Annotated in this window: 10 protein-coding genes; 7 read left to right on the top strand and 3 right to left on the bottom strand. The window is 64.0% G+C overall.

The genetic code is table 11. The features are described from left to right. The first annotated feature begins 961 nt into the window (after window positions 1–961). The 3 genes from EAV90_RS38330 to EAV90_RS38320 all read left to right on the top strand — a co-directional run bounded on the left by EAV90_RS38330 (window position 962) and on the right by EAV90_RS38320 (window position 2,526). Window positions 962–1,660, top strand: a complete 699-nt coding sequence (locus tag EAV90_RS38330) for a Crp/Fnr family transcriptional regulator (protein ID WP_208738586.1) — start codon at window positions 962–964, stop codon at window positions 1,658–1,660. Window positions 1,661–1,815: 155 nt separating this feature from the next. Then, window positions 1,816–2,226 (top strand): Hpt domain-containing protein, encoded by a 411-nt coding sequence (locus tag EAV90_RS38325; protein ID WP_129146392.1) that lies wholly within the window; start codon window positions 1,816–1,818, stop codon window positions 2,224–2,226. Window positions 2,227–2,277: 51 nt separating this feature from the next. Beyond that, entirely contained in the window at window positions 2,278–2,526 is a 249-nt protein-coding gene (locus tag EAV90_RS38320) for a hypothetical protein (protein ID WP_122400445.1), read from the top strand. Window positions 2,527–2,601: 75 nt separating this feature from the next. Here EAV90_RS38320 and EAV90_RS38315 read toward each other — a convergent pair whose 3' ends face one another. Then, the gene (locus tag EAV90_RS38315) at window positions 2,602–3,225 is read right to left on the bottom strand and encodes a helix-turn-helix domain-containing protein (RefSeq protein WP_122400444.1); all 624 of its coding nucleotides are present in this window, start codon (window positions 3,223–3,225) and stop codon (window positions 2,602–2,604) included. Window positions 3,226–3,554: 329 nt separating this feature from the next. Here EAV90_RS38315 and EAV90_RS38310 point away from each other — a divergent pair, with 329 nt between their 5' ends. The 3 genes from EAV90_RS38310 to EAV90_RS38300 all read left to right on the top strand — a co-directional run bounded on the left by EAV90_RS38310 (window position 3,555) and on the right by EAV90_RS38300 (window position 7,001). After that, a complete protein-coding gene (locus tag EAV90_RS38310) occupies window positions 3,555–4,718 on the top strand; it encodes a hypothetical protein (protein ID WP_122400443.1) in 1,164 nt (387 codons plus the stop codon). Window positions 4,719–5,071: 353 nt separating this feature from the next. Then, window positions 5,072–5,497: a hypothetical protein gene (locus tag EAV90_RS38305; protein WP_164937292.1), complete on the top strand. Its 426-nt coding sequence runs from the start codon at window positions 5,072–5,074 to the stop codon at window positions 5,495–5,497. Window positions 5,498–5,786: 289 nt separating this feature from the next. After that, the gene (locus EAV90_RS38300) at window positions 5,787–7,001 is read left to right on the top strand and encodes an EAL domain-containing response regulator (protein WP_129146390.1); all 1,215 of its coding nucleotides are present in this window, start codon (window positions 5,787–5,789) and stop codon (window positions 6,999–7,001) included. 12 nt (window positions 7,002–7,013) lie between these two features. Here EAV90_RS38300 and EAV90_RS38295 read toward each other — a convergent pair whose 3' ends face one another. Continuing rightward, window positions 7,014–7,874 carry a DMT family transporter gene (locus EAV90_RS38295; RefSeq protein ID WP_129146389.1) on the bottom strand — a complete coding sequence of 287 codons (861 nt, stop codon included), beginning with the start codon at window positions 7,872–7,874 and terminating at the stop codon, window positions 7,014–7,016. A gap of 159 nt (window positions 7,875–8,033) precedes the next feature. Here EAV90_RS38295 and EAV90_RS38290 point away from each other — a divergent pair, with 159 nt between their 5' ends. Then, window positions 8,034–9,398 carry an aminotransferase-like domain-containing protein gene (locus tag EAV90_RS38290; RefSeq protein WP_376707323.1) on the top strand — a complete coding sequence of 455 codons (1,365 nt, stop codon included), beginning with the start codon at window positions 8,034–8,036 and terminating at the stop codon, window positions 9,396–9,398. Between the two features lie 170 nt (window positions 9,399–9,568). Here EAV90_RS38290 and EAV90_RS38285 read toward each other — a convergent pair whose 3' ends face one another. After that, window positions 9,569–10,294 carry a hypothetical protein gene (locus EAV90_RS38285; RefSeq protein WP_129146387.1) on the bottom strand — a complete coding sequence of 242 codons (726 nt, stop codon included), beginning with the start codon at window positions 10,292–10,294 and terminating at the stop codon, window positions 9,569–9,571. Window positions 10,295–10,563: the final 269 nt, after the last annotated feature.

Genomic DNA, 10,563 nt, shown 5'->3' with positions numbered 1-10,563 from the left:
AGGCGGAAGATGTTATCCAGGATCTTGGCGTTGTTCGGCTCCTGCTCGAACTTCACCAGCTGGTTGTCCACGGTGTCCAGGCTCTCGCTGGTCTCCGTCAGAAACTCCCGCAACAGATCATCCATGAGCTACGCCTTACTGACTGGACCCGAACGCGACGCCTGAGCCACCGTGGGCATGGACGCCCCTAGCCTGGATCGTTAGACATCCCATTTCACAGTCCCGTTAATTTCATCCTCCGTGCTACTACGGATATTGAAGAGAAGTTTGCGGGTCGACTGCATGCTGCAGCGCTTTTCGGCAAAAGCGGCTCCGCGCCCCAGCGAAGGGACATGCGAGGTAAGACCGATAACGGCGAGGCGCGCGGGAAAGTCCTGCTCATGAAGAACGATAGAGACGGCATGCAGGGCATTGGCCCGAGCCACACAAGCTGCGGCACACTCGTGATCCGCCTTTTGCGGTGTTGCCGCGACCTGCGCGGTCCGCGCGCTTGAGGTAAACGAACGGTTACCCTACGGCCGAAGCGGCTCGTGCCGCGCTAACCGAGCCGTGCGGCCGAGGCACTGTCTGCCTTCCAACGGGTATATAGACGACACTACAACCCTTAGGTTAGTATTGTTTATGCGCCGCGCAACTGAATGACGGACGGAGGCCACGCCGAATCGTCTATCGAACCCGCTGGATTGAACCTGCATGACCGCGAGCGGCCACCCGCCCAATCAGTTGCTGCAACTGCTCGCCACCGCCTGTGCCCGATGGGAGCCGTGCCGTGACGGGAGCATCGCGCAATCGCTGTATGCCGACGTCGGGGCAGCGTCGCAGACCGATCACGAAGGACGGACAACTTGTCCCAATCGCCAACATATCCCGGCATGAACATGATACAACTTACCCGGGTAGGGCGTGATTTCACGCCGCGCTTCGAGGAGTGCAGGGAACCGGGGAGGCAGCTTTGGGAACGATGGTGCGTTCACCCAACGGTTTCCTGTCTGCACTGTCGGCAGACGACTATGAATTGATCCGCCCGCATCTGCGAACGGTCGATTTGCCCCACGACGCCGTGCTGGTCGAGACCGGTGAGGCGCTCGAGCGCGCCTATTTTCCCCACCGCGGCGTCATCTCGCTGGTGGTGGAGCTGGCCAAGGGCGAGCATGTGCAAGTCGCCATGATCGGCCGCGACAGCTTGCTCGGGACGCTTTCGACCATGGGCGATGCGTGTGCGTTGAACACCGCCATCGTGCTGTTTCCCGGCGTCGCCTCGGTGGTGGATCTGGAGCGGCTGCGGATCGCCGCCGACCAGAGCAGCACCCTGCGCACGTTGCTCGCGCGCCACGGGCTGGCGGTCTACGCCCAGGTGCAGCAGACCGCGGGCTGCAACGCCGCCCATCCGGTGGAATCGCGGCTGTCGCGGTGCCTGTTGCACACCCACGATCTGTCGGGCGACTCCCGACTGCTGCTGACCCAGGAGACCCTGGCACAGATGATCGGGGCGCGGCGCAACAGCGTGTCGCTGGTCGCCAACTCCTTGCAGCAGGCCAATTTCATCCACTACAGCCGCGGACACATCCAGATCACCAATCTGGACGGCCTGCGCCAGACGGCCTGCGAGTGCTACGCCATCGTGAAGGCCCAGTACGACCGCCTGCTCGGCACGCGCTGATCGCCGCGCTCGATTGGTAAACGGCCGGCTAATGCCGACCTGCAAACACGGGCCATCCTGCTACCGGAACTGAAATTCGAATGCGGTAGACACGGGGCATGCCTCGCGCCGGCACGTGCCGCGCGCCAACGAACCGTGATTGATCAAGGCAGGCCATGTTTGACGTAACCGTCGCGCCTGCACAGAAGGCGCTCGATGCCGAACCTGCGCGCGAGCCGCGCGCATACGACGCGCTGGTGCGCGAGATCGGCGAGGACGGCGCTTCTGAAGTGCGCGATGTATTCTGGAGCGAGACCTGCGTGCGCCTGCAACTGTTCCGCACGCTCTCGCCTTTGCAGCACCACGCCAGGATCGCGCGGGAAGCGCATTCGCTGAAGAGCGCGGCCGGGACGTTCGGCTATATCAGGCTCGCAGCGCTGGCGTTGCGGCTGGAAAAAACCACGGAGGGTCTCGGCGAGACGGAATTCCGCGTTCTCCTTGACCGGATGGATGCCGCCTATGCCGCCGCCCGCGCGCAGGAGCCGCCGCGCAAAACCCGCCGTACTTCTACGGTTTGGGATTTTTAGAGATGGCTAATCATGGGTCGCGATAGTCCTGGAAAACCAGGAGGGTTTTCCATGTTCACCTACGAGACCGCAGACCAGAAGGAGGTTCGTCGCTTCCGCATTGCACAGTTCAATGGCCGGATGGCGACGGTGAAGGCCGGCGGGTCGACCGTGACCGGCTTCGTGCGTTCGGTGCTGGAGCAGGAATCGAGCATGCCTCCACGCTGGACCATCACGATCATTCCGAACGCGCCGAAGGAAGAGATCAAGCCGCTGCGTCCCGCCGCGCGCGCACGTCCGTTCGCCGAAGATTATTTCTGAGCGTTTCCAAAGTTCTCGAGAACGTCTCGAGCTTCGTCCGCACCGCCTGCGGCGGCGCAACAGACCCGCTCAAACCTAGTCGATCGCATGCAGCAGCGCCGCGCGGACGAGGTCCGCGGTGTTGCGCGCACCGAGCTTGCGCATCGCCTCGGCGCGGTGGCTCTCGAAGGTGCGCGGACTGATCTGCATGCGAAGCGCGCCCTGCTTGTTCGAGTAGCCCTCGCTGATCAGCCTCAGCACCTCGCGTTCGCGCTTGGTCAGCCGCTTCTGGCCGGACGGGCCGAGGAGTTCGGCGTTCGGCAGGCGCTGCGGCTGCAGCACGCGGGCGGCCTTCGATTCTGCCTCCTCCGTGCCGGACGGGATCGGCAGGCCGCCCTTGTGAGGGCCGGCCAGCCGTTTGACCAGACCGCAAACGCGTTCGGTCTGTGCCAGCGCGTTCTCCACCACCCGCTGCAAATAGGCGCGATCGCCGGTAGCGGGCGCGAGCTGGTCGCTGTGATGCTTGATCTCGCCCATGTAGAGCAGGAGCGCAGTCAGGGGGCCGTTGAGCTCGCGGGCGATGGCAGCGGCCATTTCGTCGGCTGCCTTGGCACGGACGGCGCTCAGGCGGACGAAATCGGGCTCTTCAGCGGAAGCAGCGCTGCCTTCGTGCCATTCCGACGGCCGCGAATCGCCGGCCGTATCATTCTGTGACCCCATGTCACTGATTTAGCGGAACCTGGGCCTGTCTGTGGTTAACTTTTTGCTCCGTAAGACTACGGTGATTTAGGCCATTTTGCGCAAAAACAGCGGCTTCGGCACAATTTATGCTTGCGCGGTGTTGCACCCGACCATGCAAGGGTTGAGCTTTCCCCAAGATCTGGGCTGAGCGGATAGGACTCCTTGGCCGCGGCCTTCCCCTGACCTCCGCCCCGGGTTTACGGAATAATTAACGGCGGCTTGCTTCTCTAGGGAGGTTGAGAGCGCGCAAATGCCTCCACGCATTGGGCCCGCAAGCCCGCGGGACACGCTGCGAAAGATTGCGTGCCATGAACGAGATCGATCGGCTGTCGGAATTCCTGCAGAGGCTGACGCCGCTGTCGCGCAGCTGTCTGCTCAGCGAGCTCGAACGGCTCGAGCTGTGCGGCATCGACATGCCGGGTTCGGCCGACATCCAGTCCCGCCTGCGCGCCGAGTTCCGCAAGGACGGATCGACCCAGGCGCGCGCCACCAATCCTTCGCGTTATTTCTTCGCGCCGCTGGAGCTGCTGCTGATCGACGGCGCGCCCGAGCATGCCAATATGGGGCGGATCTCGCGCAACACTCTCACTCCGATCTGGGAATGGATCTGCCGCGACCTGCTGCCGACCATGGCGCGCGACTACATCAAGGCGATCAACGACCAGGTCGCGGCCAACAATCCGAAGGAAGTGCAGAAGATCGCCTCGACCTTCCAGACCAAGGTCGTCAAGGTCCTCGAGAGCACGCTCACCTCGCCAGAGAGCGCCGACTCTGCGCGTGCCAAGCTCGCGCAATACACGGCCTCGCGCACCGCCTTCGATGACGTCGTGAAGATGCTGCATGTGTTGCGCGCCGGCGATGCGCTGCCGAAGTTCGACGAGGAGCTGCCCGAGAAGATCGCGAAGTTCGACGACGGCCGGGTCGCGCAGATCACCGCGCAACTCGACGCCTTCAAGAAGGCGCATCCCCATGCGGTGCCCTTCGCGCTGGCGCTGGTGGCGCGGCGCCTGAAGACGTCCTGGCAATTGGTGCGGCTCGCCACCAAGGCCGCTGCGAGCAAGGCCGCCGCAGACGTTGCCGCCACGCCCTATGCCTGCGTCGTTCCCATGGTCCTCGACCGGCTCGACGACAAGCGTCTCGCGCTTCGCTTCGCGCTCCGGCACAACCGGGTGCTGATCGCCCGCGACCTGCTCGCCGAAATCTATGACACCGAATATGCGCTCAAGGTCCGCATCGACGGCATCGAAAGTTGCGAGTGGGGCATTCGTCTCCGGCAATTGATGGACGCGATCGCAGCGCTGGTGTCCGCCGAGGTGAGCCGCTTCCCGTCCAATGTCGGACACATCCTCGGCTCGCGCCGCCTGCGCAGCCACGACACGATCGGCGGCAAGCTGACTTATCTCGCCTGGAAGGGCCGCGACGCGATGCAGGACGGTGCGGCGGCGTTCCGCAAATTGATCGGGCAAAACTAGATCGGGGTTCGGTCGCGAAGCAACACGTTGCGCGCGGCTACCGCGGCAGGCACAGGAAGCGATCCATAAATCGCCCTGACAGCACGAATCTGAACCACCAAGATATCATTCGCCGCATCGACATAGCTGTAGTCCTCGACAGCCCTCCACCGGCTACGCGGACCAATAGCGCAGCTGCGGCAATGCACATGTGATGTGTTTCACACGCGCGCCGTCTCATCCGGCGCGCCTTGTCGCAGAACCGTTACGAGCGAAATCGAGACATGCGCGCATCGCGCGAAAATGAATTCTTCGGCCGTGCCATCACTCCTATGCTCCGATCCATCGCTCGAGCATTGGGAAGGAAATCCGCGATGAGGTCGAACCGACGGATATTGACGATGTCTGCCCTGCTCACGGTCGCGCTGGCGCTGACATCCACGACGATGGCGCAGACGGTGCCACAGCAAGGCAATGCGGCGCCGACCGCCGACAATGCGGTGCTGCTCACCGTCTTCTTCAAGCATGACCAGTCCCGCCCGTTGAACGAGCTGAATGCGCAGCTCGACAAGCAGGGCTTCTACAAGGCGTTTCCGCCGCCCGGCGTCGAGGTCGTGAGCTGGTACGTGATGATGGGCATCGGACAGGTGATCACGCTGCGCCTGCCGGCCGGACGGCTGCGCGAGGTCAACCGCGTCATCGAGGACACCGCGTGGGGCTCTTACCGAACCGAATTCTATCCGACGTATGACTACAAGGCGATCGGCACGGCGCAACACGAAAAAGCCGCCGGCAATTAATCCTGCGGAAGCGTCATCGTTGAACCGGATGGCGATGCAACCACGTCGCTCGTCTCAGTTCATCGGCAAGCAACGACAGTCGGACGCGCGAGGAAGATTTCGCCTGCGCTGACTTGTCGTTGCCTGTGTGGTGCTCGGGTATGCGAATTCTTCTCGAAGATTCTGTCGACAAATTAGCTCGAATTGCAGGGCTTAACGTTACTCAAATTATTCAAGAACGATGTGAAGCTCTCCTTATTTGAACCCACGCTCAGCGTTTAAGAAAACGTCACGGAACGGGAGTGGTGTAATGAACGATGGGATGACTGAACTCGTCGGCCGGAGGCCTGTGACCTTCGGACGGCGAAAGGTGACGCCGCGCGCTTGCGTGGCCGACAGCAAGCGTCACTTGCGCGCCTTTCTCAGCGAGGTGCTCGAGGATCTCGGCTTCGTCACCTGCGAATGTGCCAGCGCCGATGAGCTGAAGACCGTGCTCGCCACCGAACTGCCGGACCTGATCCTGCTCGGCGTCGCCGCCGATGGCATCGAGCCGGGACGATTCCTCGAGATATTGGTGCGCGAGGCATTTGCCGGCAGGGTTCTCGCCGTCGGCGCCCGCGAGTCGATCATTGTCAAAGCCGTGCGGCAGGTCGGTGAGGAATATGGCCTTGCGATGCTGCCGCCGCTCACGACGCCCTTTGCCGCGGAGACGCTGCGCGAGCGCGTTGCGATGCTGCTGCCGGAGGAGCCGGCGCCGAGTCCGGCCGTGCATGTCGGCGAAGCCTTGCACGCCGGCTGGCTCGAGCTGTGGTACCAGCCCAAGATCGACGCGCGCACGCTGGTGCGCAGCGGCGCCGAGGCCTTGGTGCGGATGCGGCATCCGACCTGGGGCGTGGTGCCGCCGGCCTACTTCATCCCGGAGCCGCACGATCCGCATTTTCGCGAGCTCTCGGAGTTCGTGATCGATCGTGCCTTGCAAGACTGGCATTATCTGCTGGAGCAACAAAGCCCGGTCGATCTGTCGATCAATCTGCCCGCCTGCTATCTCAGGGAGCCGCAGGCCGTGCGCGATCTCTGCCGCCGCGTGCCGACGCATCCGGCCTTCGGCGGACTGACGGTCGAGATCGACAGCCAGGAAGCGACCCGCGATCTCGACCACCTGACCGAGGTGGCGCGCGAGGTCGGCCTGCACAACATCGGCTTGGCCGTCGACAATCTCGGCGCCGATTGGCCGGAGCTGATGGGCCTCGACAAGATTCCCTTCGTCAGGCTGAAGGCCGACCGGCAGTTCGTCACCGGCAGCGGCAATGACCGGCTCAAGCGCACGGTGTGCCGTCACATCGTCGAGCTGGCCCAGAGCTTCGGCGCGCGCGCGGTGGCGCAAGGAGTCGAGAGCCGCGCCGACCTCGTCGCGGCGAACGAGCTCGGCTTCGACCTCGTGCAGGGCTTCCTGTTCGGCAAGCCGATGCCGCTGAAGAAGTTTGCGAGGAGCGCGCTGACCCGGACCGTGATGGGGCAGGCGTGAGGCCGATAGGCTTCAGGCAAACCGCCGCGCGAAGACGACGCAGACGACCACGAGCGCGGTCGCGGCGATCATGCTCCAGGCCACGGGCTCGTGCAGCAGAAGACCTGCGAGCGCGAGGCCGAAGAACGGCTGCAGCTGCTGAAGCTGGCCGACGCGCGCAATGCCCCCGATTGCGAGCCCGCGGTACCAGAAGATGAAGCCGACGAACATGCTGAAGACCGAGACATAGGCGAGCCCGATCCAGGCGGGCACGTCGACGCCGCTCCAGGCGGGCGGCCACGTCAGGATGGCGAGCGCCAGCATCAACGGCAGCGCGAGCAGCAGCGCCCAGGAGATCACCTGCCAGCCACCGAGGCGGCGCGACAGCGCGGCGCCTTCGGCATAGCCGAGGCCGCACAGCACGATCGCGGCCACCATCAGGAGATCGCCGGTGAGCGACGCCGCGCCGTCGCCGGAGAGGGCAAAGCCGGCCACCGTGGCGCTGCCGAGCACGGCGAACAGCCAGAATAGCGGCTGCGGCCGCTCGCCGCCGCGCAGCACGCCGAAGATCGCGGTCGACAGCGGCAACAGGCCGATGAAGACGATGGAACGCGCCGAGGTGATGTGCTGGAGCGCGAGCGCGGTCAGCAGGGGGAAGCCGACCACGACGCCGATGGCGACGATGGCGAGCGAGGCGAGATCGTGCCGCTGCGGTCGGGTTTGACGGAGCACGACGAGCACCGCCGCCCCGATCAACGCCGCGATGACGGCGCGCGCGGACGTCAGGAACACCGCGGAGAAGCCGCCGACTGCCACGCGCGTTGCCGGCAGGGAGCCGCTGAAGATGATGACGCCGAGAAGCCCGTGGCCCCAGCCGCTGGCGGTAGAGTGCATGGTCCCCCCTTTTTGGACGGCGATCTTCGGACTTCCGCGATGGCAAGGACAGCGACAATTCAGTACAATTCTGCCAAACTGTATTGATATGGAAGGTCGCACAGTTTGGACGGCGAGGCGCAGACAAAGGGTCGTAACGGAACGCGGACGATCGACGTGATGAGTGCGATCCGCGCGAGGGTCGCTGCCCGCGCGCTCGGTGCCGGCGACCGGCTGCCATCGATCCGCCGTCTTGCCGCGGCCATGGGCGTTTCGCCGTCCACGGTGGTGGAAGCCTATGATCGCCTGGCGGCCGAAGGCCTGATCCGCGCCCGCCGCGGCTCGGGTTTCTATGTTTCGCCGAGCATCATGCCGCCGCTGGCCTTGACCGAAGCCGAGCCGCGCCGCGACCGCGCGGTCGACCCGTTCTGGGTATCCAGGCAATCGCTCGATGCCGACGCGAGCGTGCTCAAGCCCGGCTGCGGCTGGCTGCCGCCCGACTGGATGCCGGAGGACGCCTTGCGCCGCGCCGCGCGCGCACTTGCCCGCACGGATGCGAGCGTCTTGACCAATTACGGCACGACGTCCGGCTCGCCCGCTCTGCGCCGGCTGCTGCTGAAGCGACTCGCCGAAGACGAGATCGAGGCCTCGGTCAACCAGCTGATGCTGACGGGTTCCGGCACGCAGGCAACCGACCTGATCTGCCGCTTCCTGCTCCGCCCCGGCGACACGGTGCTGGTCGACGATCCCTGCTACTTCAATTTTCGGGCGCTGCTGCGCGCGCATCAGGCGAAGATCATCAGCGTGCCCACCACGCCGTCGGGCGCCGACGTCGCGCGCTTCGAACAGATCCTCGCCAGCGAACGGCCGCGGCTCTACATCACCAACTCAGCCCTGCACAACCCGACCGGCGCGACGACGTCGCTGCAGACCGCGCACCGGCTTCTGACAGCGGCGGCCGCGCACGATCTCACCATCATCGAGGACGACATCTTCGGCGATTTCGAGCCGGAGCGCTCGCCGCGCCTTGCCGCACTCGACGGGCTCAATCGCGTGATCCGCATCGGCAGTTTCTCCAAGACGCTGTCGGCCTCGGTGCGCTGCGGCTATATCGCGGGACGCGCCGACTGGATCGAGCAATTGGTCGACCTCCAGGTCGCGACAAGCTTTGGCGGACCGAGCCCGGTTGCGACCGACATCATCGCCAATGTGCTGGCCGGCGGCAGCTATCGCAAGCACATGGATGAACTGAGACGGAAGCTCACGCGCACCCGCCGCGACATCGCGCGCAAACTTCAGGCGCTGGGGATCGAGCCTTGGCTGATGCCGCGCGGCGGCTTCTTCCTCTGGTGCCGCTTTTCCGATGGGCTGGACGCCACGGCCGTTGCGCGCGCCGCACTCGAGGAGAACGTCGTGCTCGCGCCGGGCAACGTGTTCAGCGTGGCGCAGACGGCCACGAGCTTCATGCGATTCAACGTCGCGCACATGAACGAGCCGCGGATGTGGGACGTGCTGCGGCGGGTGCTGGCCGGTCGCACGACGTAACTTGCGCCGGAGCAGCCGCCTCAGTTCGAATCGAGCTTCCCGGTCCAACGATTCCTGCGCTTCCAATATGGACAGTGCGGACAGGACTCTCCGATCGGGTAATCAATGCCTCTTCATGCGGATAGCACCGCTGCTCGGAGCAACCCATCCGTTGCCTCAAGAATTGAACGCTAGCTAATCAGCAGCCCAAGTTTGGCGGCCGTTTGCAGGAATTGACGGAGGTTTCCCGCCACGGCCGCCGGATCTACCCGCTCTACCGAGGACTGATGTCGGTCAGCGGCATTTGCCATGCCGCCACAAATCACTTCGACCAGCTCATCGAAACTTCTCGAGCCGTCGAGAAGCTGAAGAGCCTGGCATCCACGCTCATCTTCCAGACGAACGGTCTGATGCAACATGTTCGTAACCATGGTGTCGCTCTGCGATTGCATGCGTGCGACCGGACTGGCGAGAGGCCGGTCGCTGACATGCCGTGTCAGCTTGGGGCGCGACAGGAAGAAGCCGACCTCTCCGCTGCAGGCAAGAACGAACATTGCCTCCACCAGTAACTGAACATCCTCTGCCGAGGGCAGTTGCGGGTCCAGCTGGCGGGTCGCTTCATTGACCAATTCATCGAACGTCAGCGTCGATGGCCATGCCCTCCCGAGCGTGAGATACGCTGACTTCAACAGAGGATGCGAAACGCGTAGCGAACTTCCCTCCTGGGTCTTGAACTCCAGCTCGGATGTATCCGCCAGGCAGAAGCCCGGCGCGACCGGTTCTGTCGAGGACAGCAGATGGAAGCGGCGCACGAAGTCCATGTCGATCTTGCGCTGGAGCGGAACATCGCCGTGACAGAGCAGGGTTCGGCGGAATCCGAATCCATCGATGAAGTCCTGATACTGGTCGCGCGCCATGAATTCGGCGTCGGGAAGGCAATAGGCTCGCAGACAAGACCTTCGGATTTAGCATTGCCTCTCTTGGCAAGCCATGCAGGGGCTACACCAGACACCTCTGGCGTGCGGTAAGGCCGGATTTTGCGGGGCTTTCCTGAAGCCGTTGAGCGGCCCGAGACATAGGTGACAGAACGTACCGGGCACATGGGTTACACTTTCCGCTTTTGTTCTGCGGGAGGTGTGGATGCCGTGGAAAGCGAGTTCGGTAATGGAGGAGCGCCTTCGCTTTG

It is taken from the genome of Bradyrhizobium vignae (assembly GCF_004114425.1).
GTDB classification, from domain to species: Bacteria; Pseudomonadota; Alphaproteobacteria; order Rhizobiales; family Xanthobacteraceae; genus Bradyrhizobium; species Bradyrhizobium vignae.
Note: the sequence above shows the minus strand (reverse complement) of the source record. Positions and strands in the feature narration are given on the sequence as shown.